This is a genomic window from Marinobacterium marinum, assembly GCF_013868415.1.
GTDB lineage: Bacteria > Pseudomonadota > Gammaproteobacteria > Pseudomonadales > Balneatricaceae > Marinobacterium > Marinobacterium marinum.
Genome location: NZ_JACEMT010000038.1, coordinates 55,039 through 79,228, shown reverse-complemented (window position 1 = coordinate 79,228; position 24,190 = coordinate 55,039). Strand labels below are relative to the sequence as shown.

General features: G+C 59.3%; 21 protein-coding genes. 11 read left to right on the top strand and 10 right to left on the bottom strand.

Annotated elements, in window-relative coordinates; genetic code table 11:
- Nucleotides 1-10: 10 nt before the first annotated feature.
- Together H1S06_RS04775 and rph are read right to left on the bottom strand one after the other, a co-directional pair.
- The gene (locus H1S06_RS04775; protein WP_181737758.1) at nucleotides 11-1,537 is read right to left on the bottom strand and encodes a class I adenylate-forming enzyme family protein; all 1,527 of its coding nucleotides are present in this window, start codon (nucleotides 1,535-1,537) and stop codon (nucleotides 11-13) included.
- A 174-nt stretch (nucleotides 1,538-1,711) separates the two neighbouring features.
- Nucleotides 1,712-2,482 carry a ribonuclease PH gene (gene rph, locus H1S06_RS04770; protein ID WP_305058172.1) on the bottom strand — a complete coding sequence of 257 codons (771 nt, stop codon included), beginning with the start codon at nucleotides 2,480-2,482 and terminating at the stop codon, nucleotides 1,712-1,714.
- Between the two features lie 96 nt (nucleotides 2,483-2,578).
- On the opposite strand from rph, the gene H1S06_RS04765 reads away from it, so the two are divergent.
- From H1S06_RS04765 to spoT, 7 genes are all read left to right on the top strand, one after another.
- Nucleotides 2,579-3,442, top strand: coding sequence for a YicC/YloC family endoribonuclease (locus H1S06_RS04765; protein ID WP_181737757.1), 864 nt, complete (start codon nucleotides 2,579-2,581; stop codon nucleotides 3,440-3,442).
- A 306-nt stretch (nucleotides 3,443-3,748) separates the two neighbouring features.
- On the top strand, nucleotides 3,749-4,768 hold the full coding sequence (locus H1S06_RS04760) for a TRAP transporter substrate-binding protein (protein WP_181737754.1): 1,020 nt from the start codon (nucleotides 3,749-3,751) through the stop codon (nucleotides 4,766-4,768).
- Nucleotides 4,769-4,830: 62 nt separating this feature from the next.
- Complete coding sequence (locus tag H1S06_RS04755; protein WP_181737752.1) at nucleotides 4,831-5,394, top strand: TRAP transporter small permease; 564 nt, start codon at nucleotides 4,831-4,833, stop codon at nucleotides 5,392-5,394.
- Between the two features lie 42 nt (nucleotides 5,395-5,436).
- Complete coding sequence (locus H1S06_RS04750) at nucleotides 5,437-6,720, top strand: TRAP transporter large permease (protein WP_181737750.1); 1,284 nt, start codon at nucleotides 5,437-5,439, stop codon at nucleotides 6,718-6,720.
- A 75-nt stretch (nucleotides 6,721-6,795) separates the two neighbouring features.
- A complete protein-coding gene (gene gmk, locus H1S06_RS04745) occupies nucleotides 6,796-7,422 on the top strand; it encodes a guanylate kinase (RefSeq protein WP_181737748.1) in 627 nt (208 codons plus the stop codon).
- Between the two features lie 55 nt (nucleotides 7,423-7,477).
- Nucleotides 7,478-7,690, top strand: coding sequence for a DNA-directed RNA polymerase subunit omega (rpoZ, locus tag H1S06_RS04740; RefSeq protein ID WP_181737747.1), 213 nt, complete (start codon nucleotides 7,478-7,480; stop codon nucleotides 7,688-7,690).
- Between the two features lie 85 nt (nucleotides 7,691-7,775).
- Complete coding sequence (gene spoT, locus H1S06_RS04735; protein WP_181737745.1) at nucleotides 7,776-9,899, top strand: bifunctional GTP diphosphokinase/guanosine-3',5'-bis pyrophosphate 3'-pyrophosphohydrolase; 2,124 nt, start codon at nucleotides 7,776-7,778, stop codon at nucleotides 9,897-9,899.
- Nucleotides 9,900-9,921: 22 nt separating this feature from the next.
- Here the strand turns inward: spoT and ggt are convergent, their stop codons facing one another.
- Nucleotides 9,922-11,658, bottom strand: coding sequence for a gamma-glutamyltransferase (gene ggt, locus H1S06_RS04730; protein WP_255482902.1), 1,737 nt, complete (start codon nucleotides 11,656-11,658; stop codon nucleotides 9,922-9,924).
- The gene (locus H1S06_RS04725) at nucleotides 11,655-12,140 is read right to left on the bottom strand and encodes an asparaginase domain-containing protein (protein WP_181737743.1); all 486 of its coding nucleotides are present in this window, start codon (nucleotides 12,138-12,140) and stop codon (nucleotides 11,655-11,657) included. Before H1S06_RS04725 ends, ggt begins: the two co-directional genes overlap by 4 nt.
- 96 nt (nucleotides 12,141-12,236) lie before the next feature.
- Between H1S06_RS04725 and H1S06_RS04720 the strand changes: the two genes are divergently transcribed.
- Complete coding sequence (locus H1S06_RS04720; RefSeq protein WP_181737741.1) at nucleotides 12,237-13,565, top strand: HDOD domain-containing protein; 1,329 nt, start codon at nucleotides 12,237-12,239, stop codon at nucleotides 13,563-13,565.
- Here H1S06_RS04720 and H1S06_RS04715 read toward each other — a convergent pair.
- The gene (locus tag H1S06_RS04715; RefSeq protein WP_181737739.1) at nucleotides 13,548-15,482 is read right to left on the bottom strand and encodes an ATP-binding cassette domain-containing protein; all 1,935 of its coding nucleotides are present in this window, start codon (nucleotides 15,480-15,482) and stop codon (nucleotides 13,548-13,550) included. The genes H1S06_RS04720 and H1S06_RS04715 overlap by 18 nt on opposite strands.
- 20 nt (nucleotides 15,483-15,502) lie before the next feature.
- Between H1S06_RS04715 and H1S06_RS04710 the strand changes: the two genes are divergently transcribed.
- Both H1S06_RS04710 and H1S06_RS04705 read left to right on the top strand, forming a co-directional pair.
- The gene (locus H1S06_RS04710; protein WP_181737737.1) at nucleotides 15,503-16,018 is read left to right on the top strand and encodes a TIGR02444 family protein; all 516 of its coding nucleotides are present in this window, start codon (nucleotides 15,503-15,505) and stop codon (nucleotides 16,016-16,018) included.
- 47 nt (nucleotides 16,019-16,065) lie between these two features.
- Nucleotides 16,066-16,770, top strand: coding sequence for an FKBP-type peptidyl-prolyl cis-trans isomerase (locus H1S06_RS04705; RefSeq protein WP_181737735.1), 705 nt, complete (start codon nucleotides 16,066-16,068; stop codon nucleotides 16,768-16,770).
- Between the two features lie 37 nt (nucleotides 16,771-16,807).
- On the opposite strand, the gene H1S06_RS04700 is transcribed toward H1S06_RS04705, so the two are convergent.
- Together H1S06_RS04700 and rsd are read right to left on the bottom strand one after the other, a co-directional pair.
- Nucleotides 16,808-17,791 carry a WD40 repeat domain-containing protein gene (locus H1S06_RS04700; protein WP_181737733.1) on the bottom strand — a complete coding sequence of 328 codons (984 nt, stop codon included), beginning with the start codon at nucleotides 17,789-17,791 and terminating at the stop codon, nucleotides 16,808-16,810.
- Nucleotides 17,788-18,261 carry a sigma D regulator gene (gene rsd, locus H1S06_RS04695; protein WP_181737731.1) on the bottom strand — a complete coding sequence of 158 codons (474 nt, stop codon included), beginning with the start codon at nucleotides 18,259-18,261 and terminating at the stop codon, nucleotides 17,788-17,790. The genes H1S06_RS04700 and rsd overlap by 4 nt, the downstream gene beginning before the upstream one ends.
- 134 nt (nucleotides 18,262-18,395) lie before the next feature.
- On the opposite strand from rsd, the gene H1S06_RS04690 reads away from it, so the two are divergent.
- The gene (locus H1S06_RS04690) at nucleotides 18,396-18,794 is read left to right on the top strand and encodes a flagellar basal body-associated FliL family protein (protein ID WP_181737729.1); all 399 of its coding nucleotides are present in this window, start codon (nucleotides 18,396-18,398) and stop codon (nucleotides 18,792-18,794) included.
- A gap of 8 nt (nucleotides 18,795-18,802) precedes the next feature.
- Here H1S06_RS04690 and gshA read toward each other — a convergent pair whose 3' ends face one another.
- From gshA to pyk, 3 genes are all read right to left on the bottom strand, one after another.
- Entirely contained in the window at nucleotides 18,803-20,368 is a 1,566-nt protein-coding gene (gene gshA, locus H1S06_RS04685) for a glutamate--cysteine ligase (protein ID WP_220183761.1), read from the bottom strand.
- Nucleotides 20,369-20,442: 74 nt separating this feature from the next.
- A complete protein-coding gene (locus H1S06_RS04680) occupies nucleotides 20,443-22,707 on the bottom strand; it encodes a Tex family protein (RefSeq protein ID WP_181737725.1) in 2,265 nt (754 codons plus the stop codon).
- A 17-nt stretch (nucleotides 22,708-22,724) separates the two neighbouring features.
- Complete coding sequence (gene pyk / locus H1S06_RS04675) at nucleotides 22,725-24,161, bottom strand: pyruvate kinase (RefSeq protein ID WP_181737724.1); 1,437 nt, start codon at nucleotides 24,159-24,161, stop codon at nucleotides 22,725-22,727.
- Nucleotides 24,162-24,190 lie beyond the last annotated feature (29 nt).

Here is a 24,190-nt window from a genome sequence, read left to right as displayed (position 1 = left end):
ATGTGCTCCTTTACTGTGGGTTCAGGTTCTGCAGCCGGTCACGCAGCTCGGTTTTGAGTATTTTGCCGTAGGCGTTTTTGGGCAGTTCCGACAGGAAGTGGTATTGCTTGGGGCGTTTGAAACGTGCCATATGATCAAGACAGAAACGGTCCAGCTCGGTTGCGGACAGCGCTTCTTCCGCCACGATGAAGGCGACTACTATTTCACCCCAGTCCGGGTGCCGCTCGCCAACGACGGAGACCTCCTGAACGCCGGGGCAACTCAGCAAAACCTCTTCTACCTCACGTGGATAGATATTGGTGCCGCCGCTGATAATGACGTCCTTGAGTCGGTCGGTCAGATAAAGGTGGTCGTTTTCGTCCAGATGACCGACATCGCCGGTCAGCAGCCAGCCATCGACCAGCGCGTTGCCGGAGGCTTCCTCGTTGCCCCAGTAGCCGCTCATGACGCTGTCGCCACGGACACAGACCTCGCCGGTTTGGCCCGCCCCGAGCAGCTCGCCGGATGGAGCACGAATGGCGACTTCCACCTGCGCATGAGGCTGTCCGGCTGACAACAGGGGGGCGCCGGTTTCAGCTTCGGATTGCAGGTAGCGGTTCAGGCTTCGGTGTTGCTCCCGGTTCAGGCAGGTGATGGTCATGGGACTTTCGCCCTGACCATAGATCTGTGCCAGGCGGTAGCCGAATACGTCCAGCGCTTCGTTCAGGTCTTTGGCGTACATGGGCCCACCGCCATAGACTATTGTGGACAGATGATTGACGGCCAGGTGCGCTTTGTGGGTGCCCAGGTAATCCAGAATGCGCCTGATCATGGTGGGGGCGAGGAACATCGACAGCTGATCATGAGCATTGACGGTGTGGATAAAGTGTTCGGGCGTGAACTTGGCCGGAGCAGGAATCAGGTTGGCGGCACCGGCCATCAGAAACGGGATGATGTACAGTCCCGAACCGTGTGACATGGGAGCAAAATGGACCAGCTTATGCTCCCGGCTGACGTTATCCACGCCGAGCAGGTAGCTGGTTGCCATGGTGGTCAGGTTGAGGTGGCTGAGAGTTGCACCTTTTGGCTTGCCGGTTGTGCCACTGGTGTAGAAAATCCAGGCTGCATCGCGGGAATCTCGAAAGCGATGGCCGGGCAGAGCCTGGCTCAGGTCCCGGCCCGACAAGCATGGTGACAGGATCCTGACCGACTCGGGAAGACTGTTCGGCGGAACATCTTCGGCAAACAGGAGACGGGCATCGCAGTTGGAGAGGATATATTCAACTTCCGGGAGGGTCAGCTTGTGGTTGATTGGCACCGCCACCAGCCCCGCATACCAGATAGCGCACAGCAACTCGATATACTCTGCACTGTTTGGCAGAAACAGCGCAACCCTGTCGCCGGGGGCAAGCCCTTCCTGTTCCAGCAGCAACCTGCCCAGGTGTCGGGCTTTGGTGTCCAGGCTGGCATAGGTGTGTACTCTGTCATCACCCACGTAAATTGCCGCTCGTTCCGGGTGTTGTCTGGCATTGACAGCCAGGTAATTGGCTACGTTCAAGATCGTTCTCCTACTGACAGAGCTTTTTTATTGTGCTGACAGAATAGGATTCCCGAATACTTAGGTATATACGTAGTACTACGAGGTTGAGCGAGTAATGCAAGATCTGGATTGAGGGAAGGCAGGGAAGGAGGTGCCGGACCGAGGTGCGCGCTGGTCCGGCAGGGGAGAGACTCAGTCGGCCAGAGCTTGCTGCTGCAGTTCCAACAGTTCGGAAATGCCTTTTCGAGCCAGTGCCAGCATGGCATTCAGCTCATCCTGTGAGTAGGGAGCTCCTTCGGCGGTGCCCTGCACCTCAATAAAGCCACCGGCGTCTGTCATGATGACGTTCATATCGGTTTCAGCGGCGGAGTCTTCAGCGTAATCCAGATCCAGTACCGGCTCGCCCTTGTAGATGCCGACGGAAACGGCCGCGATCATCTGCTTGACCGGGTTGCCCTTCATGGCGCCATTTTTGTCCTTCTTCAGCACGGCGATAGCGTCCATCAGCGCCACGCAGGCGCCGGTAATGGAAGCGGTTCGAGTGCCCCCGTCAGCCTGAATCACGTCGCAGTCGATGGTGATGGTATTTTCACCCAGTTTATTCAGGTCCAGCGCAGCCCGCAGGGAGCGGCCGATCAGGCGCTGAATCTCGATGGTGCGACCGGTCTGCTTGCCGCGAGCGGCTTCGCGGTCACTGCGTGTGTTGGTTGAGCGAGGCAGCATACCGTATTCGGCCGTGACCCATCCTGAACCGCTGCCGCGCAGAAAACGGGGTACGCCACGGTCGACAGTGGCGGTACAAATGACTTTGGTATCACCGAATTCGACCAGAACCGAGCCTTCGGCATGACGGGTAAAATGACGGGTAATACGGATATCGCGCATCTGGTCCGGCTGTCTTCCGCTGGGACGCATTTTGTTCAGTCCTAGGTTCTGCAGTTGTTCCGAAAAGCTCGAACTCATGTGGCCTACCCTTATGTGTCTCCATCCTGTTCGCGCAGGGCGTACGGATGGCTGTTAGAATATTGAAGACGCAATTCTAATAGAGATTGATCGATTATGACACGAAGCATGACCGCCTTTACGCGACAGGAGATGCAGCAGCCCTGGGGGACCTTGATTTGGGAGCTGCGCTCGGTTAATCATCGTTATCTGGAGCCGCATTTTCGCTTGCCCGAGTCCCTGCGGGACATCGAGGGGCACCTGCGCGAAGCGCTGCGTCATGCCGTCAGTCGCGGCAAGGTGGAGGCAACGCTGAGATTTGTACCGGAAAAGTCGGCGGAAACTTTGCAAGTCGACTCCACGCGCCTGCATGAAGTACTGGCAGCAACGCGTGACGTGCGGATCGCCGGAGTTGAAATGCAGGCGTTGAACCCGCTGGAACTGCTGGCCTGGCCCGGCGTGTTGGTTGAATCGACGCTTGATATGCGTGAAGTGAAGCAGCAGGCGCTGGTTGTCTTTCGGTCGGCCCTGAAAGACCTGGTTGCCGGACGTGAGCGGGAAGGGCTTGAGTTGAAGCAGCTGGTGGCGCAACGGTTGGACAGCATTGGGGTCATTGTCGCCGAGATTCAGAAAATGATGCCGCAGATTCTGCAGGCACAGCGTGATAACTTGCAACAGAAGCTGTATGAGCTGGCAACGGGGCTGGATGCGGAGCGGCTGGAGCAGGAAATAGTGCTGATGGCCCAGAAAGCGGATGTGGATGAAGAGGTGGACCGGCTGCAGACCCACATTCAGGAAGTGCGTCGGGTCCTTGAGCAAAAAGGTCCTGTCGGGCGGCGTTTGGATTTCCTGATGCAGGAACTTAATCGGGAAGCCAATACCCTGTCATCCAAGTCTATTGTCGCCGCCACGACGCGTAACGCAGTTGAACTGAAGGTACTGATCGAGCAGATGCGCGAGCAGATCCAGAATATCGAATAGAGCCTCACCGGCTCCAATCGAACAGGCAATACGGAAAAGCATCGTTATCGGAAATTTTCGCCATGCGATGCTTTTTGTATTTTTGGCGTATTTCCTTTTATTTTGCATGAAAAAGCAGCAATCATGCCATTTTTACGGCAGCTTTTGCTCTTTGTATTGCAGCTTGCGGATGGTCATGCGGCTAACGTCGCCTTCCTTTGCATCGTAATGCATAGATATGCTAAGTATTTAAAAGGGCTGCGCTATGGAAGTGGTCAGGGGGCTCGAGCGGGCCCTGCCGAACAGATGACGAGTGGGAGATCCGAGATGACGAAGCTGAAAGCTCTGGTGGGAGCGTGCACGGTTGCACTGGCGACTCTGGGAAGTGCTGTAACGGCCGAGGCCGCGACCTGGCGGTATGCCTTTGAAGAAGCACTGACCGATGTTCAAGGGGTCTATGCCAGCAAGTTCAAGGAACACATTGAGGCCAATTCGGATCATACCGTGCAACTGTTTCCGTACGGCACTCTGGGTGAGTCGGCGGATATCATGGAGCAGGCCCAGGCCGGCCTGTTGCAGTTCGTGGACCAGTCTCCGGGCTTTACCGGTTCGCTGATACCGGAAGCCCAGATTTTCTTCATTCCCTACCTGCTGCCTGAAACACATGATGGCCTGGAGTATTTTTTCCGCAACAGCAAAGCGATCAATGAGGCTTTCAAGTCCATCTACGCACAGCACGGGCTGGAGCTGTTGAAAATGTTCCCGGAAGGGGAGGTGGTGATTACCACACAGGAGGCCTTTGACAGCCCCGCCGGGCTGGATGGCGTCAAGATTCGGGTGATGACCAACCCGTTGCTGGTGGAATCCTACAAGGCATTCGGTGCTACCCCCACACCCCTGCCTTGGGGCGAAGTCTATGGCGGTCTGCAGACCAATATCATTCAGGGGCAGGAAAACCCCCTGTTCTGGGTTGAGTCCGCCAAAATGTATGAAGTGACGGACGTGATGACCTTTACGGGACATAACAACTTCACGACGGCAGTCATGGCCAACAAGCGCTTTTTTGATCGTTTGCCCGAACAGGACCAGCAGTTGGTACAGGACGCGATGCAGGCTGCCTTTGACCATATCATGGTGTACCAGAAAGGGCTCAGCGAGCGCTCGCTGGAAAAAATTCTGGAACAGAAGCCCGATATGAAGATCGTGCGTCTGACGGAAGAGCAGCGTCAGCCGTTCCGTGCCGCGGCTGAAGAGGTTGAGGCCAAGTTCATCGAGATGACTGGTGACCCGGGCCGGCAGCTTCTGCAGCAGTTCAAGCAGGACCTGAATGCAGCCAAGGCTCAATAAACGCATCGGCTGACCCTCGCAAGGTCGGCCCTGGATGAGCTGCCTGACGAGATAATAACAACATGTCCGAACAGCGCCCGTCAGATCGGGCCTTGCAATTACCGGCACCTCTGGTCTGGCTTGATCGCTGGCTGGGGCGTGCCGAAGCCCTGATACTGGGCGGTGGCGTCCTGTTGATGGCGCTTAATACCGTGGCCAATGTGGTGGGCCGCTTTCTGTTTCAGTACAGCTTCTTCTTCACGGAAGAAGTGAATCGCATCCTGATTGTCATGATTACCTTTGCCGGTGTCGGGTATGCGGCACGTCACGGTCGCCATATTCGAATGTCGGCGCTGTTTGACACCCTGCCGCTGACCGGACGGCGCTGGCTGATGGCCTTTATCGCTCTGGGAACCGCGTTGGTAATGTTCGCGCTGACCTGGTTTTCGCTCCGTTACATCGGCAGCGTGGCGGATTCGGGTCGTGTCTTACCGGCGTTGCAGATACCGGTCTGGTGGATATTTGTATGGGTACCCCTGGGGCTGGCGGTCACGGGGATCCAATACCTGATGACCGTATTCAAGAACCTGGCGGGGCACGATGTCTATCTGTCGACTCAGGTGAAGGATGGCTATGACGATCGCTAGGCCAGGGTGCAGGCAGTATCGACATCATGCGGAGGAGCAGGGATGACGGCGTTGATGGTCGGCACAATGATCGTGCTCTTGCTGCTGGGCTTCCCGATGATGGTGACGCTGATTGTTGCGGCCTTCATCGGCTTCCTGGCGATGTTTGGCGGTGTGGATCAGATGGATTTCATGATCCAGCAGTTCATGGCCGGTATCCGCCCGGCGTCCCTGGTCGCCGTACCGATGTTCATTCTGGCGGCGGATATCATGACACGTGGCCATTCGGCCGATCGTCTGATCGAAATGGTGATGAAGTTCATTGGCCATGTGCGTGGCGGATTGGCGATCAGCACGGCAACGGCTTGCACCCTGTTTGGTGCGGTATCGGGCTCGACACAGGCTACCGTGGTGGCAGTTGGCTCGCCTCTGCGTCCGAAAATGCTTAAGGCGGGCTACAAGGACAGCTTTGTACTGGCCCTGATCATCAATGCCAGTGACATTGCCTTCCTGATTCCGCCGAGCATCGGCATGATCATTTACGGTGTAGTGTCCAATACCTCGATTTCCGAATTGTTTATCGCCGGGGTTGGCCCAGGTTTTCTGATTCTTGGCATGTTTGCGCTATACAGTTATGTCTATGCCCGAATTCACCAGGTGCCAACCGAGGCCAGGGCCAGCTGGCCGGAGCGCTGGCGGGCAGTGCGCCGAGCGATCTGGCCGCTGGGCTTTCCGGTCATCATCGTAGGCGGCATCTACGGGGGCGTGTTCAGCCCGACGGAGGCGGCTGCGGTCTGTGTGCTCTATGCAGTGATTCTGGAATTCATTGTTTTTCGTGCACTGAAGCCGGTCGATCTGTACACGATTGCCAAATCCACGGGGCTGATTACCGCCGTGGTATTCATTCTGGTAGCGGCGGGTGCGGCGTTTTCCTGGATCATTTCCTTTGCGCAGATTCCACAGGCGATTCTGGCTTCGTTGGGCCTGGCGGAGGCCGGCCCGACGGGTGTACTGATTGCCATCTCCGTAGCCTTCTTCATCGGTTGCATGTTTGTCGACCCGATCGTGGTGATCCTGGTGCTGGTGCCGATCTTTGCGCCGGTTGTGGAATCGGCAGGTCTTGATCCGGTATTGGTTGGGGTTTTGATCACCCTGCAGGTTGCCATCGGTTCAGCCACGCCGCCTTTCGGCTGTGACATTTTTACGGCTATTGCGATATTCAGGCGCCCCTATATGGAAGTGATTCGCGGTACGCCTCCCTTTGTGTTGATGCTGATCCTGGCGGCGGTACTGTTGATCATGTTTCCGCAGATTGCACTGTTTTTGCGGGATCTGGCATTTGCCTGATGCGGGTGGTTTGATTGAACGGCTGCAGTCAAGCTATAGTGCGCGCTTTGACAGTCAGATGATCGAGACGCACCGATGACACAGCTCTCCGGCACTTTATATATTCTTTCGGCCCCTTCGGGTGCAGGTAAAACCAGCCTGGTCAAGGCGTTGCTGCAACGGGATGACCAGGTCGGCGTGTCGGTGTCCCACACAACCCGTGCCATGCGTCCGGGCGAAGTGGACGGCGTCGACTATAATTTTGTCGAGATGGATCAGTTCAACGCCTTGATCGAACAGGGCCAGTTTCTTGAATTTGCCGAGGTATTTGGCAACAAGTACGGCACGTCTCAGCAGTGGGTCCGGGAGCAGCTGGCAACGGGGCGTGACGTGATTCTGGAGATCGACTGGCAAGGGGCTGAACAAGTGCGCCGCCTGATGCCTGAGGCCGTGACGGTTTTTATCCTGCCGCCCAGCCGGGAAGCCTTGCGAGAGCGTCTTGACGGACGCGGGCAGGACAGCGGCGACATCATTGACCAGCGCATGGCCGAAGCCACCAATGAGATGAGTCATTATCCCGAATATGACTATCTGCTGATCAATGACGACTTCGCGACGGCGCTGGATCAGCTGGCCTGTCTGTTCCGATCGCGCCGTCTGCGCCAGTCTGCTCAGCAGACCCGGCACCAGACACTGCTGGCGCAGCTCTTGTCTGAGCGTTGAAAGCCCCGTAAACTGTGCGGTCCCTTAGTTATTTCCAACCCTGTTCGAGGTCGCAATGGCACGAGTAACCGTTGAAGATTGTCTGGAAAATGTAGAAAACCGCTTTGAACTGGTGATGGTTGCGTCCAAGCGTGCGCGTCAGATTGCTGTTGGCGGCAAGGACCCCAAGGTCGAGTGGGAAAACGACAAGCCCACAGTGGTGGCGCTGCGTGAGATCGCGGAAAACCTGATCAATCGCGAAGTGATGGATACACCGGAACGGGACTGACCTTTTCCCCGCGCCCGTAATGCGGCATCATCAGAGGGACAGGTGGCTGGCGCTGGCCAGCCCTTAGCCCTTAGCGGAGATGTTGATGCCGACGATAGACGCCCTTTCTGATCGCCTTGTCGAATATCTGAGCCCGGAGCAGATCGCTCGGGTTCGGCGCGCCTATTTCTATGCCGAGCAGGCCCATGATGGCCAGCGTCGCAAAAGTGGCGAGCCCTACGTCACGCATCCTCTGGCGGTGGCCAATATTCTGGCCGGCATGCACATGGACCATCAGAGCCTGATGGCCGCCATGTTGCACGACGTGATTGAAGACACCGAAATTGACTATACGGGTATCGAGGGACAATTCGGTACGTCGGTGGCCGATATCGTGGACGGTGTGTCCAAGCTGACTCATCTGGAGTTTGAGACCAAGGCCGAAGCTCAGGCGGAAAACTTCCAGAAAATGGTGTTGGCGATGGCGGAGGATATCCGCGTCATTCTGGTCAAGCTGGCCGACCGTTTGCACAATATGCGTACGCTGGGCGCGATGCGCCCCGACAAACAGCGCCGCATCGCGCGCGAAACGCTGGATATCTATGCCCCGATCGCGGCCCGCCTGGGGATGCGCGATCTCCAGGTTGAATTGGAGGATCTGGCATTCCAGTCCTATTATCCGATGCGAGCCAAGCGTATACGTCGTGCGGTTGTGCACGCACGAGGCCAACGCAAGGATATCATTGAGCAGGTGCGTGAAAGCGTACAGAACCGGTTGGACCAGGAAGGTCTGAATGGCCGGGTCAGTGGTCGTGAAAAACACCTGTACAGCATTTATCGCAAGATGAAGGTCCAGCGCAAGGCCTTTGCCGATATCATGGATGTATTCGCGTTTCGCGTTGTGACCGACAGCGTAGATGAGTGTTATCGCATTCTTGGTGCGGTACACAACCTGTACAAGCCGGTTCCCGGCTGCTTCAAAGACTATATCGCTATTCCCAAAGCCAACGGTTACCAGTCATTGCACACGGTCCTGTTCGGCGCGCGTGGCATGACCATCGAAGTGCAGATTCGCACACGAGACATGGATGCCGTGGCCAGTCAGGGCATTGCTGAACATAGCCACTACAAGGTTAACGGCAGCACCGAGACGGCCTTGGGGTCCTACAATCGAGCACGCAAATGGGTGCAGGGTCTGCTGGAAATGCAGCAGAACGCCGGTGACTCGATGGAGTTCATCGAAAGCGTGAAAAAGGACCTCTTCCCCGACGAGGTGTATATCTTTACCCCCAAGGGGAGAATTCTGGAACTGCCCAGAGGGGCAACTCCGGTCGATTTCGCATATGCCGTTCACACCGATATCGGCAACTCCTGTGTCTCCTGTCGAATCAATCGGCGCCTGGCGCCGCTGTCGGAACCGCTGGAAAGCGGGCAAACGGTCGAAATCATCACCACTCCGCGTGCGCAGCCCAACATGGCGTGGCTGAATTTTGTCGTGACCGGCAAGGCGCGTACCAGTATTCGTCACTTTCTGAAAAGTCAGCAGCGCAATGAGTCCATTGAACTGGGGCGGCGTCTGCTGGGGCAGTTCATGGGCAATTATGGCGCCTCGGTAGAGGATATTGATTCCGAGCGCCTGGCTCAGTTACTGCAGGATGCCGATTTCAAGACACTGGACGACCTGCTGGAAGATATCGGCATGGGCAACCGCATGGCTTATGTCGTAGCGCGGCGCCTGCGCCCGGAAGCGCATAGCGAAACAGACGACTCGCCTGCCGAGCAGGGACGGGCGTTGGCGATTCGTGGTGCCGAAGGCATGGTGATGCAATACGCACGCTGTTGTCACCCGATTCCGGGCGATGCGATTATCGGCCATATCAGCAGTGGCCGAGGGCTGGTGGTTCACCGTACCGAGTGTCGCAATATAGGCTACCTGCGCGACAACCCTGAAAAGACCATCTATCTGGAGTGGTCCGCACCGCACAACAACGAGGAAGAGTTTGTAGTGGGACTGCAACTGGAAGTGCGCTCACAGCGGGGCATCATTGCCAATCTGGCAACGGCAGCTGCAGATGTGGGGGCCAACCTGCTGAAGATCGACAGCGGGGAGCGTGACGGTCAGCTCTGCAGCGTACAGATGGAACTGACCGTCTATAATCGTGTTCACCTGGCGCGGGTGATTCGCAAGTTGCGAGGATTGAGTTCGGTCACACACATTACCCGCCAGTAACCGAAGATCCCTGCAGGGGCATTCAGTGCCCCTGCGCTTCGCCTTCCCTGCGTGGGTCGACCCCGGCCTCCCAGCGACCATCCTGACGCAAGCGCAGGGCATGAATGCCGCTGTTCAGCTCGCGTATGTCGATCTTGTGTCCGAGCGCCTGTAGTGTCGGTGCCAGCTGTTCTGCTGTTGTACCGGCTTCCAGTTCAGTGATGCCATTGCGGTTGCTCACATGCCCCTGCTGCAGAATCTCCTGCAGTGACAGCTCCGTGTGCAGCATCAGCAGGAGGCTTTGGGCCACATAGTTAATGATACGGCTGCCACCCGGTGAGCCCAGAGCCGCCACCGGCGTGTGGTCCTGATCAAGAATGATCAGGGGTGCCATGGAGCTGCGTGGGCGCTTGCCGGGGGCGATGCGGTTGGCGACCGGGCGACCGTTCTGCTCGGGGACAAAGGAAAAATCGGTCAGCTGGTTGTTGAGCAGGAAGCCGCCAACCATCAGGGTGGAGCCAAATGCCATTTCGATGCTGGAGGTCATCGAAACCATGTTGCCCTGAGCATCACGTATCACGAAGTGGCTGGTCGACGGGCGTTCGGGGGCCTGGTCGTCGCTGCGGATCAGCGGGACGGGGCGCCCGGCTTTGGCCTGGCCCATATCTCGTTCCGGATTGATATGCAGAGCCCGCTGATGCAGGTAGGACGGTGCCAACAGAGGCTTGACCGGCACATCGACAAAATCGCTGTCGGCGACATAGCGGTTTCGGTCCGCATAGGCCAGCCGACTGGCCTGCGTCAGCAGGTGGCTGAACGCCGCGTCCGGTACCTGATCAAGGGTGATCGCCTGGGTGTTCATCAACCCCAGAATCTGCAGCAGCGTAACGCCGCCGGATGAGGGCGGCGGAAAACCGCATACGTGGTATGTCCGATAGGGGCGGCACAGAGGTGTGCGCTCTCGTGCCTGATAGCCCGCCAGATCACCATGTTGCAGACGCCCCGGGTTCGTGTCGGCCGTTTGTACTGCCGCAATGATCTGGTCCGCCAATGGGCCGGTGTACAGGGCGTCAGCTCCCTGCTGCGCAATCAGGCGCAGCGAGTGCGCCAGCGCCGGGTTGCGCAGGCGGGTGCCGACGGGCAAGGGCTGACCATCCTCCGTGAAAAAGTATTGGCGTGTTGCCGGTGTCTGTTTCAGTCCGGGATTGATGTCGGAGGCGATCAGCTGATGCAGACGGGGCGTGACGTCGAATCCGACATCGGCCTGTTGAATGGCGGGAGCAAATGCCTCTCGCCAGGGCTGCCGGCCATGACGTTGATGCGCAAGTTCCAGCATGCGCAGCACGCCTGGCGTTCCGACCGAGCGGCCGCCGACCAGTGCCTGTTGCCAGGGTATGGGGCTGCCGTCCTGATTGAGGAACAGGTCGGGAGTTGCTGCAGCGGGGGCGGTTTCACGGCCATCATAGGCAAACAGCTGCTGCTGTTGGGCATCCCAGTAGAGCAAAAAAGCGCCGCCGCCAATGCCTGAAGACTGAGGCTCGACCAGCGTCAGCATGGCCTGGATTGCGATGGCGGCATCCAGGGCACTGCCGTTGTTGTCCAGCAGGTACATGCCGGCTCGAGTTGCCAGCGGGTGTGCGCTGACTACCAGAGCGTGGTCGGCGGTGACGCTTTCCGTACGCTGCCAGCCGGTCGCATGCTCCGGGGCGAGGGACTCGTTGAGTGCGTAGGCAGTCGGCAGCCAGAGCAGCAGTGTCAGCAGGAGACAGCGAAACATCATGAACGCTCCTCGAAGGTGCCGGCCGCTCGGTTTTTAACCGTTTGTTCCGGGTGGAAAACGCGGCCATTCATGTAGATGTAGACCCCCGGCGGCATGGCCTGTGATAGTGCAACGGCCCCACCCAGGTTGAAGGCGGCGTCGCTGTCACGGAAACGGGCTGGCTGCATGGCGCCGGTGAGCACGATGGTACGTTCGGTCAGGTCCTGCAGTGCCATGGCGGTCTGGACCAGCGTATCGGTACCGTGCGTGATGACAATGTGTCGGCAATCATCGTTGGCAATGGCCGCATGCAGGGCTGCTCGATCATGCTCATCCATATCCAGGCTGTCCTTGCGCAGGATACTGCAAATCTCGTAGTCGCAGCTGACTCCGGCGGCCTCCATCACTTCACCGGCCACAGGGTCGCCAATGCTGTATTCACTCAAGGCATCATAATAGATCTTGTCGATGGTGCCGCCGGCAGTGAGAATTTTGATCCGCATAGCTGTGTGAACTTCCCGTTTAAGATAGGCTTGGATACAGTAAGGACAAATAAAATGTTACGACAGCTTAACCCAATCGGATAACGGAGAAAAAACTTGCCTGTAGGAGTCCCTGCCCCGCATGTGAATGAAGGCCAGATCACATCGATTCGTTTGGTCCTTCTGCATGACCGAGAGGGCAAGGTGCTGGCGTTGTTGCCGGCGACTGCGTTGCTGGATCTGAATCGTGTATGCCAGTTGGCCGGACGCGAGTTGCAGCCGGTGAAAGCCGAGGATGCCCGGCGCTTTTTCGGGCAATCGGCTCTGCGTACGGAAACGGGGCTGGCGCAGCTGCTGTCCCTGCCGCTATTGCTGGATACTCAGTGTCCGGCGACGGACTGGCAGTGTCTGGAGCCGTATTCAGGATGGTCGTTTGCACTGGCGGATCGCCCCGCGCATGCGCGGGTGCGGATGGGTCATTTTGCGGTGCAGGCACAGCTCCCCCAAGAGTCGATCGGCTTGAGCGACGACCTGGTGTTGAACCGGGCGGCGGGGCGCTTTACCGGCCTGAGAGTGCAGCAGCGCCTGGAAGACCTTCTGGGCTTGCCGGGGCTGTCGGAAAGCATGCATAACATCGTCCGATTGAGATCGCATCCTGATGCGAATATCGATGACCTGGTGCCGGTTGTCAGGCGAGACCCCAGTTTGTCCGCACAGGTCATGGGATGGGCGTCATCGCCCTATTATGCGGCGCCGGGCAAGGTGCGCTCCATCGAGGATGCGGTGATTCGTGTGCTGGGATTCGATCTGGTGATCAACCTGGCGCTGGGTATTGCCATGGGCAAGGTGCTGAGATTGCCGGAGGATGTGCCCAGAGGCTCGGTCAATCACTGGGATCAGGCGGTTTTTACCGCAGCATTGTGTGAAAAGCTTGCGCTGGGAGTGCAGCTGGACGAGCGGCCGCATCCCGGCTTCGCGTACCTGGCGGGCTTGCTGCACAACTTTGGTTACCTGGTGCTGGGGCATTTGTTTCCGCCGTATTTTTCGCGCCTGTCCCGTTATATAGAAGCGAATCCCCATCTGGAGCAGCAGCAGGTCGAGCAGGAAGTGCTGAATGTGACCCGTGAACAGATCGGAGGCTGGCTGCTGGAAAACTGGAAACTCCCCGCCGAAGTCTCAAGTGCGGTGCGTTGCCAGCAGGTGCCGGAGGAGGCAGGCGAGTACCAGGTCTATGCCCGGCTGTTGTATCTGGCCAGCCGTGTGTTGCGAGCCGAGGGGCTGAGTGACGGTCCCCGCACGGACATTCCGGCCGGGCTACTGGAGCAGCTGGCACTGACACCGGAACAGGTGCATCATGCCGTAGCGGAGCTGAAGGGCCAGGCCGAGAATCTGGTACAGCTGTCCAGATTCTTCGACGCGGGTACCCGCTCAGTCAATATCCGCTAGCTGCTGCTCCAGCGTTTCAAGCGCTTCCTGCCGCGTCAGCCATTCGGCTTCGGTATCGTCCAATTGGCGCTTGGTGTCGGCCTGCTTCTGTAGCAGCTGCTTCAGTTCGGCCTTGCGGGTATCCGAGTAGAGGTCGGTATCGGCCAGCGCGGTTTCGACGCTGGCCAGCCCGGCCGTCAGCGTCTCCATCTGTTGTTCCAGTGTGCCGATGGCCTGTTTCAGCGGTCGCAGCTTGGCGCGCTGTTCCGCCTGCAGACGTTTCTGCTCCTTGCGTTCTGCTGCGCTGAGTGAGCGGGGTGCATCGGGTGGCAGGTCATCAGCTGTTGCGTCACGCTTTTGTGCATCCTTGCGCTGTTGGGCCAGCCAGAGGTGGTAATCCTCCAGGTCGCCATTGAATTCGTTAATCCCGCCGTCGTGAACCAGCAGGAACTGATCAACCGTATTACGCAGCAGGTGGCGGTCATGGGAGACCAGAATCAGGGCGCCTTCAAATCCTTGCAGGGCCAGCGTCAGAGCGTGGCGTACTTCCAGATCCAGGTGGTTGGTCGGTTCGTCCAGCAGTAGCAGATTGGGCTGTTGCCAGGCGATCAGGGCCAGTGCCACGCGTGCCTTTTCACCGCCGGAAAAGCGGCCGACCGGGTCCAGGGCATCATCACCGATGAAACCGAAGCTGCCGAGGAAGTTACGCAGTTCTTGATCGGAGGCATCGGGGCTGATGCGCTGCAGATGCAGCAGGGGGGATGCCTGCATGTCCAGCGCCTCCAGTTGGTGCTGGGCGAAGTAGCCGATGCGCAGGTGCTCGCCTTCATGGCGCTCGCCCGCCAGCAGGGAGAGATCGCCTACCAGGGTCTTGATCAGGGTCGACTTGCCGGCGCCGTTGGCACCGAGCAGGCCGATGCGCGCGCCGGGAATCAGCGTCAGTGACTGGTTGTGCAGGATGCGTCGTTCGGGATAACCGAGGTCGGCATCGCCCAGTGTCAGCAGTGGCGAAGACAACTTGTCGCTGGCGTCGAAGCGGAAGGTGAAGGGCGAATCCACGTGAGCGGGGGCAATCTGCTCCATGCGCTCCAGTTCCTTGACTCGGCTCTGCGCCTGCTTGGCCTTGCTGGCCTTGGCCTTGAAGCGACGCACGAACTGTTCGATCTGTTCGATGCGTGCCTGCTGTTTCTCGAAGGCGGCCTGCTGTTGGGACAGCTGTTCGGCACGCAGCCGCTCGAAGGCCGTGTAGTTTCCCTTGTACAGAGTCAGCGCTTGCCGCGCCTGGTGCACGATATGACTGACCACGTTATCGAGAAAATCGCGGTCGTGGGAGATCAGCAGCAGGGTGCCGGGGTACTGGCGCAGCCACTGCTCCAGCCAGATGGTGGCATCCAGATCCAGGTGGTTGGTGGGCTCATCGAGCAACAGCAGGTCGGAAGGACACATCAGTGCCTGGGCCAGGTTGAGACGGATGCGCCAGCCACCGGAAAAGCTGCTTACCGGGCGCTGGGCATCATCAGGGGCAAAGCCCAGACCGGCCAGCAACTGGTGGGCACGAGACTCGGCCCGGTAGCCATCCATTGCTTCCAGCGCGGCATGCAGTTCGCCGATGCGGCCGTCCTGATGCTCGGCTTCGGCAGTGGCCAGCTCGGTCTGTACGGCGCGCAGACGATGATCGCCATCGATAACATAGTCGACGGCACTGCGTTCGCTGGCCTGAACTTCCTGTGCCATATGGGCAACACGCAACTGACCGGGCAGCTGCAGTTCTCCGGCATCGGGATGGAGTTCGCCCAGCAGCAGTTTGAACAGCGAGGACTTGCCAACGCCGTTGGCACCGACAATACCCACTTTCCAGCCGCTGTGGAGGGTCAGATTGGCCTCTGCTAGCAACTGCTGCGGGCCGCGATGTAAGCTAAGGTTCTGTATCTGAATCATGGCGGGGATATTACCACAGCATGGCCCTGGACAACCCCTTATGGCATTACGCGCTGGCACTTTATGCCGAGCCCGGAATCGAATCGACGTGCTTGCAACTGCAGCGGCAGGGAGCCGCTATCAACCGGCTGTTGCTGGCCTGCTGGCTGGGCGGTCGGGGGGTGGTGCTGGATGCCGCCCGATGGCGACAGCTGGACTCCGCGTGGCGGACCGAAATTACCGAACCTCTGCGTCTCATCCGTTATCGTGTGCGGGCTCTGCGAGAACAGCAGCCCGAGACCGGTGCCTGCTATCAGGCCCTGCGGCAGGCTGAGCTGGCTGCTGAGCAGGTGGAGCTGATGCAGTTGTATCACACCGCCATTGCCTGGCCAGTGGATCCGGCTCGGGCAGGGCGGGCATTGATACGAGGCAACCTGATCAGCTATTGTCGGATGTTGAGTCAGGCATCGGACTGGGACGAGTTGACGCAACTGGCGGATGCAGCGGCTGAATTGTCTGGCGGGGAGAGTGAACTTTCCCCCGGTCGGAAGTACTAACCACACACACTGTACGCTGAATAACGCGAACGAAGGACAGAACAGATATGAAAAAAAGCATGCTTGCCATCGCCTTGAGCGGTGCTCTGGTAGTGAGTGCGGGTGCTCAGGCGGAAGCACTGGAAACGGAACAGCAGAAACTGAGCTACAGCCTGGGATTGATTCTGGGCGAACGTCTTCAGGCGGATATGGATGAGCTGGACATCGAGGCCTTCTCTCGCGGTGTTGAGGCGATCTACAAGGATGAAACGCCGCTGCTGGACCAGCAGCAGGTAGCGGAAGTCATGCAGGCGTTCCAGACTCGCAAGCTGGAAGAGCAGCGCCAGGCGGTTGCCAAGCTGGCGCAGGATAACCTGGATAAGGGTCAGGCCTATATGGCTGAGAACGGTAAAAAGGACGGGGTTAAAACCACCGAATCCGGACTGCAGTATGAACAGCTGACCGCAGGCAAGGGCAAGAGCCCGAGTGTCGAAGATACCGTCAAGGTACATTACCGTGGCACCCTGATTGATGGTACCGAGTTTGACAGTTCCTATGCCCGCAACGAGCCGGTCTCCTTCCCGCTGAACGGGGTGATCTCGGGCTGGACCGAAGGGTTGCAGTTGATGAAAGAGGGCGGCAAGAGCCGTCTGGTGATCCCTGCCGAACTGGCATATGGTCCGGGTGGCATGGGTAACGCGATCGGCCCGAATGAAACACTGGTATTCGAGGTTGAGCTGCTGGAAGTCAATCCGTCCGACGACAAGGAATAAAGTCGTCGGTGCCTGTCGTCATGGGCGGCAGGTATCTCTAGTGCAACCAGTTGACCATGCCGTTGGAGCCAATGGCATGCCAGCTGGTGCCATCCTGCCCAAATGCCAGAGCCACAACAGCGGTACTGGTAGGGCCGTAACTGGCCCTTTTGTCCAGTTTCCAGCGCCGTATTACCTGTTGCCGGTTCAGATCCCAGAGTTCGACCGTCCCGTCGGCGCGCCCGGTCAGCAGTTGATCGTTGTTGGCGGAAAAGCGTGCACTCAGGTAGCTCAGGCGGCGTGGGAACAGTTGTTCGTCACCGCTGAGGTGGAACAGCACTTCACCCGTGCGGGTGTGCCACACGATTGCCTGATCCAGGCTGCCCGAGCTGAAGGCCAGGCGGCCGTTGGCGGAGAGGGCAACGGTATCGACAGTGTTGCCAAGCCTGACCTGTTGCAGTTCGGTGCCGTTTTCCAGATCCCAGATGCGGGCAATGTGGTCATCGGCACCGGTCAGTGCCAGGCGTTCATCAGGACTGAGGGCAACGCTGCGTACTCGAGCCGGATGCCGCAGGCGGGTATGTATGCCTCCCTGGCGCGTATCGAAGTACACGGCTTCAAAGTTGGCCAGCCCGAGCAGAGCGTAACGCCCCTCTGTCGATAGCTCGGCATCCAGTATTTCCGCCGGTGTGTTCCAGTAACCTTCTGCCGTGCCGCGCTCCACATTCCAGAGCACCAGATCCTGCGGGCTGGCCGTCAGGGCATAGCGGCCTTCGGGGGAAAAGTCGACAGCAGCCAGCGCGGTGAAGGTGCCGGGCTTATGGTTCCAGTCGAACAGACGGGTGCGTTGCTGCAGGTCCCACAGGCTGCCGCCGTGAGTGATGGCTCCGATCAGGGCCAGTCGACCGTCGGCAGACAGGTCGGCGCTGTATACCCCGCTTTGGGTGGTGAGGGCGAGGGCGTCGGACGCCGAGTCGGCACTGCTGTCACAGCCGCCCAGCAGCAGTGCCGAGAGCAGCATTACCGGCCCGGTGGCGTTCATGAGGTGCCTGCCAGATCCTTGTGGGCCGTATGCAGTATTTCGATCAGCTGGTCTTCAAGGGCAAAGCGTTCTTCCAGTCGTTCTCCCAGCTCCGACAGGTCGCGTGACAGCTGGCACAGCTGCTGCAGCGTGGGGGCTTCAAAGGTGCCGTAGGTATCGTTGAAATCCAATGCCTGATCCGTGGACGGCTGGATCTGCGGCAGCAATCGCTGGGCCTGTTCCAGACTGCCGTCGTTAAATTCGCTGCCTTCGCGCAGGAGTTGCTCGTATACCTCGAAGTGGCCTGATGACAGATAGTCCATCAGCAGCTCGCAGAAGCTATGTACCGAGCCGTTCAGAACCGTACCGGCCTTTCGAGTCGGAATGGCAACGAAGAGGGAGATGAGCTTCTGTCGCTCTTCCAGCCAATGATCAATGATCGTGCTGACTCCGCCCCAGCGTTCTTTGGCGTTGCGACATTTCTCAAGCATGACCTGTCCCTCCACTATTGTTGATTCCATACTACTGCCACCTCCGAGAGGGTGCAATACACCTGTCCGATACGTGGAGATCCGTCCGGATGCGGGGGTATACTAGTTGCTCAAGGACAAATGGAGATCACTTCATGTGGCGAAAAATCGGGTCGTGTCTGGCACTGTTGGCAGCCTTGACGGGGACATCCGCGCAGGCGGAAGAAACGGCGGAAAACTACACTGACTATATTGCGCTTAAGCCGTTTGTGACCAATTACGGGGGGCCGGGCAAGGTCCGTTTTCTGAAGGCCGAGGTGACAATGCAAGTGGAAACTCCTGCTGCACACCATGCCGTCAATGCGCATCTGGCGCATATCCGCAATGATCTGGTGTTCCTGTTTTCGGCGGTGGAAGAGAATCAGGTCGATACGGTCGCGGCGCAGAAGGTGTTGGCCGAGCAGGCCTTGCATGCCGTACAGCAGCTGCTGCAGGAAGAGACCGGACAGCCACAGGTGTCCGGCCTGCTGTTTACCAGCTTTGTGACACAGTAAGGGCCGTTTCAGCTGGCAATGTAATCGGCCAGGAAGTCGGCAAAGGCGGGGGCCGGTGTCGTTTCCAGCTCGGCCTGCTGGGCCAGTGATTCCAGGGCGGCCTGCTGCAGCTGTGTATCCGTGGCGGAGGTCAGTTCTGCCAGAGTATTCAGGCGATGCTTGCGACTCATGGTCAGAACCCATTCGCTGTGGCTAAGGCCGCTGTCACGGAGGGCGGCAAGTACCTGTGCCGAAGGTGTCAGGGAGGGGTCGGCCACCTTGGTACGCTGACTGTCGATCGCCTGGCGATACCGATGTGTGCCCTCGATGTCATCCAGCAGCTCGGCGGTACGTGCCACCTTGTCCAGAATCTGTTCGGCCAGCAGCTCACGCGGCTGTTCACCGTTGCGGCCATGCAGCAACAGGCCGGGTTCCCGTCCCCGGTTGACGATGCGTTGCTGGTTTTCCGCTACCAGACGGCACTCGCGTTTATCCAGGTCATCGGCCTGTCCCAACAGGCAGGTAACCAGAAAGGCGTTGAGGAACAGCGCCTGAGAGGTATCGATACCCAGTGGCAGCAGGGGGTTGATGTCGGTGTTGCGTACCTCGACATACTCGACACCGCGATGCATCAGGGCATGTACCGGTTTCTCGCCGGACTCGGTGACGCGCTTGGGGCGGACATCACTGTAATACTCGTTCTCGATCTGCAGCACGTTGCTGTTGAGCTGGCGGTAGTGCCCATCCACCAGAACGCCGATTTTTTCGTAGTCAGGGTGAGAGGTGTGGATGGCATGGTGCAGGGAGTTGGCGTAGCTGTCCAGGTGGTTGAAACAGATCTGCAACGCTGACTGAGCCTTGTTGGAGTAACCCAGATCACTCATGCGCAGTGAAGTGGCATGGGGCAGGAACAGGGTGTCGGCATTCAGCTGTTGCAGGTCGTGGTTGCGGCCGGCCATAAATGAAGCCGACAGGGCCGGTGAGGCACCGAACAGGTAGAGCAGCAGCCAGCCATAACGGCGGAAATTGCGAATCAGGCGAAAGTAACCGGCGGAGCGGAAGGCCTGCAGGCTGCCCGTGTCGCCTTCCAGCTGCTGCCAGACGGGCCAAAAGGCATCCGGCAGCGAGAAGTTGTAATGGATGCCGGCGATGGTCTGCATCATCTTGCCGTAACGGTACTTCAACCCTTGGCGATAGATGTGTTTCAGGCGACCCACATTGGAGCTGCCATATTCGGCAATCGGAATGCTGTCTTCAGACGGAATTTCGCAGGGCATGCTGGCGCACCACAGTTGCTCATCGCCAAGCCGACTGTAGGTGAAGGCGTGCAGCTGTGTCAGAAAATCGAGTGCCGCGGTCGGGGTGTCGTGAACCGGTGTAATGAACTCCAGCAGCGCTTCCGAGTAGTCGGTGGTGATGAAATCGTGGGTCAGGGCCGAACCCAAAGCACGGGGGTGGGGGCTTTGTGCGATTTGGGCGTCGGGGGTGACACGCAGGCCTTCCTTCTCGATCCCCTGGCGAGTCTGTGTGAGCAGAGCGGCATGGCCCGCGTGGGCCAGACGTTCGAGTTGGTGTTCGAGAGTTGCCAGCACCATGTCATTCCTGTGGTTAAGCCAATAGGGGGCGCATTATACAGCGCTTTGCCGGCCCGGTGTCATGCCGGGTCGAATCAGTGTTTTTTTCTGCCCAGACCGGCGGCCTGCAGTTTGTCGGCCAGCGATCCCTTGATCGGAGCCTGGGGCGGCCGTGAAGGCGTGGGTCTGTCTGCCGGGGCCGTACGGGGCGGTGCCGCTTCTGTTGCTGTTTTCATCGTCAGGGCAATGCGCTTGCGCGACTCGTCCACTTCCAGAACACGGACACGCACGATCTGGCCGCTGCTGACTATGGAGTGAGGGTCACTGACGAAACGGTCGGCCAGCTGGGAGATGTGGACCAGACCATCCTGGTGCACGCCGATGTCGACGAAAGCGCCGAAGTGGGTGACATTCGTCACGACCCCTTCCAGCGTCATGCCGGGCTGCAGGTCCTGAAGTTTTTCCACGCCTTCTGCGTACTGTACGGAGCGGAACTCCGGGCGCGGGTCACGGCCTGGTTTTTCCAGTTCGCCGAGGACGTCGCGTACGGTATAGCGGCCGTAGCCCTGAGCTTCCAGCTGGCCTGGATCGACCTGTTTCAGTTTGTCGGTCTGCTGCAGCAGGGCCTGCAGCTGCAGCCCGCAGCTGGCGGCGATCGCTTGGGCCAGAGGATAGCTTTCCGGATGCACGGCGGAGTTATCCAGCGGTTCTTCGCCGTTACGAATGCGCAGGAATCCGGCACACTGCTCGAATGCCTTGGGGCCCAAACGCGGGACCTTGAGCAGTTGACGGCGGTTGCGCAGTGCACCGTGCTCGTCACGCCAGGCGACGATGTTCTCGGCCGTGGTGCGGTTGAGGCCGGCGACATGGCTGAGCAGGGCCGCCGAGGCGGTGTTCACGTCCACGCCCACGTGGTTGACGCATTGCTCAATGACGCCGTCGAGGGATTCGCCGAGGCGATTCTGGTCCACATCATGCTGGTACTGGCCGACACCGATCGATTTGGGGTCGATCTTGACCAGCTCTGCCAGCGGGTCTTGCAGGCGACGGGCGATGGAAACGGCGCCACGGATGGTGACATCGATATTCGGAAATTCGGTGGCGGCCAGTTCGGAGGCGGAGTAGACAGATGCCCCTGCCTCGTTGACCAGCACAGCCTGAATATTCTGTGGCACGGCCTTGCACACGGCCTGAGCCAGCTGTTCGGTTTCGCGTGAGGCGGTACCGTTGCCGACAGCGATCAGTTCGGCACCATGCTTGCTTGCCAGCACCGTCAGCGTATGCAGCGATTTGTCCCACTGCTTCTGCGGCGCATGCGGGTAAATGGTGGTGTAATCAACCAGCTTGCCGGTGGCGTCGATCACCGCTACCTTGACGCCGGTGCGCAGGCCCGGATCAAGGCCGATGGTGGTTTTGGCACCGGCCGGTGCGGCCAGCAGCAGGTCGTTCAGGTTGCGAGCGAACACATCAATGGCAGACTGGTCAGCCTGTTCGCGCAGCCGCTTGATCAGCTCGGTTTCCAGCGATGGACGCAGCTTTTTCTGCCAGGCCTGCTGCAGTGTCTGTTGCATCCAGCTGTCCAGCTGAGCGCTGCGCAGGTGATGACGTCGGGCCATCTGCTCCTCGGGCCAGCCGTCCAGACTGTCCGGCAGTTGCAGGCCGGCCTTGAGTACGCCCTCACTGACGCCGCGCAGCACCGCCAGCGCCCGGTGGGAGGGTACGCGGGCGACGGGTTCGGCGTAATCGAAATAGTCGCGGAATTTGCTGTCCGGATCGGCTTTGCCGCGTGCGGCACGGACCCGGAAGTCACCCTGCTGCCACAGCCGCTGACGCAGGCTGCCGGTCAGATCGGCGTCTTCGCTCAGCACTTCCAGCAGAATCTGGCGGACGCCCTCGGCCACCGCATCCCCGTCGGCAAAACCGGCTGCGGGGTTCAGAAAGCGATCCAGTTCAGATAGTGGCAGGGCACCGCTTTGCAGGGTTTGCTGCGCCAGAGGCTCCAGCCCTGCTTCGCGGGCTTCCTGCGCCTTGTTGCGCCGCTTGGGACGGTAGGGCAGGTAGAGGTCTTCCAGTCGGGCCCGACTGTCGGCGGCCTGCAGGGCCTGCTCCAGTTCCGGTGTCAGCTGATTCTGTTCGCGCAGGCGCCCGAGAATCGATTCGCGGCGGCTTGCCAATTCCCGCAACTGGCCCAGTCGCTCATGCAACTGGCGCAGCTGAGTGTCGTCCAGCGCGCCGGTCTGCTCCTTGCGATAGCGAGCAATGAAAGGAAGGGTGGCACCCTGATCCAGCAGGGTAAGAGTGGCGGCGACCTGAGCCGGCTTGATGCTCAGCTCGGTCGCCAGTTGCTGTTCAATCGACATGGCGGCTCTGTTCAGGTTCAGGGCACCTGCAGAATCTGCAGGGAATTGGTGCCGCCATGCTCGCCGATACAGGCACCGCGGGTCAAGATGACGCGGTCGCCGCTGGTCAGCAGGTCCAGTGCTTGTAGGCCGGCGATAATCTCGTCATTGAGGCGGTTTTCCGGTACAGCCGTGGCATCAAAGAACATCGGCATGACGCCACGGTACAGCGCCATGCGACGCATGGTGCGGTGATTGCGGGTCATGGCGAAGATCGGAATGCCGGAGCGAATACGTGACATCCACAGCGGAGTGGAGCCGGATTCTGTCAAGCAGATGATCGCCTTGATGTTCTCCACTCCGTTGGCGGTGTACATGGCGGCTCTGGCAATGGCCTCATCGGTGCGAGTACACAGATGGTCCGGTGCGACCGGGGCCGGGCGTGACAACTGATGTTTCTCGGCCCCCTGACAGATGCGGGTCATCGCTTCCACCACTTCCACCGGGTACGCGCCGGCAGCGGTTTCGGCCGACAGCATGACTGCGTCGGTGCCGTCCAGAATGGCGTTGGCCACATCGAACACCTCGGCACGGGTCGGCATCGGGTTTTGAATCATGGTTTCCATCATCTGGGTCGCGGTGATGACCACGCGGTTGAGCTGGCGAGCCCGACGGATAATGTGCTTCTGCACGCCGATCAGCTCGGCGTCGCCAATCTCCACGCCCAGGTCGCCACGGGCGACCATCACGCCGTCACAGGCGTTGATGATGGCATCCAGCGCCTCCGGAGTCGCTACGGTTTCGGCACGTTCGACCTTGGCGATGATTTCGGCTCGGCTGCCGGCGGCTTCCAGCAACGCGCGGGCGGTTTCCAGATCCTCGGCGGTGCGTGGGAAGGAGACCGCGACGTAATCCATCTCCAGGTCTGCTGCCACCTTGATATCGTGTTTGTCCTTGTCGGTCAGGGCAGCCGCACTCAGGCCGCCGCCCTGGCGATTGATGCCCTTGTTGTTGGACAGCGGACCGCCGACAGTGACTTCGGTTTCAATGCGGCTGCCGTTGATTTCCAGTACCTTCATTTGTACACGGCCGTCATCCAGCAACAGAATATCGCCCGGTTCGCAGTCCTGGGGCAGCGCCTTGTAATCGACACTGACGGCCTGCTGGTTGCCGGCTGTTTCATCCATGGCAGCGTCCAGGGTGAAGTGGTCACCGACTTTCAGTGTGATCGGGCCGTCCTTGAAACGGGAGATACGAATTTTCGGGCCTTGCAGGTCTCCCAGCAGGGCAACGGATTCGCCGGTACGACGGCAGGCTTCGCGTACGGCTTCGACGCGGCGGCGGTGGTCGGCAGAGCTGCCATGGGAGAAATTGAGCCGCACGGTGTTGACGCCGGCACGGATGAGCGCGTCCAGAGTGCCGGGGGCATCAGTGGAGGGACCCAGGGTGGCTACAATTTTGGTACGCTTAAGCATCGATTCGGATCTCATGTCGGTGGAGGGTC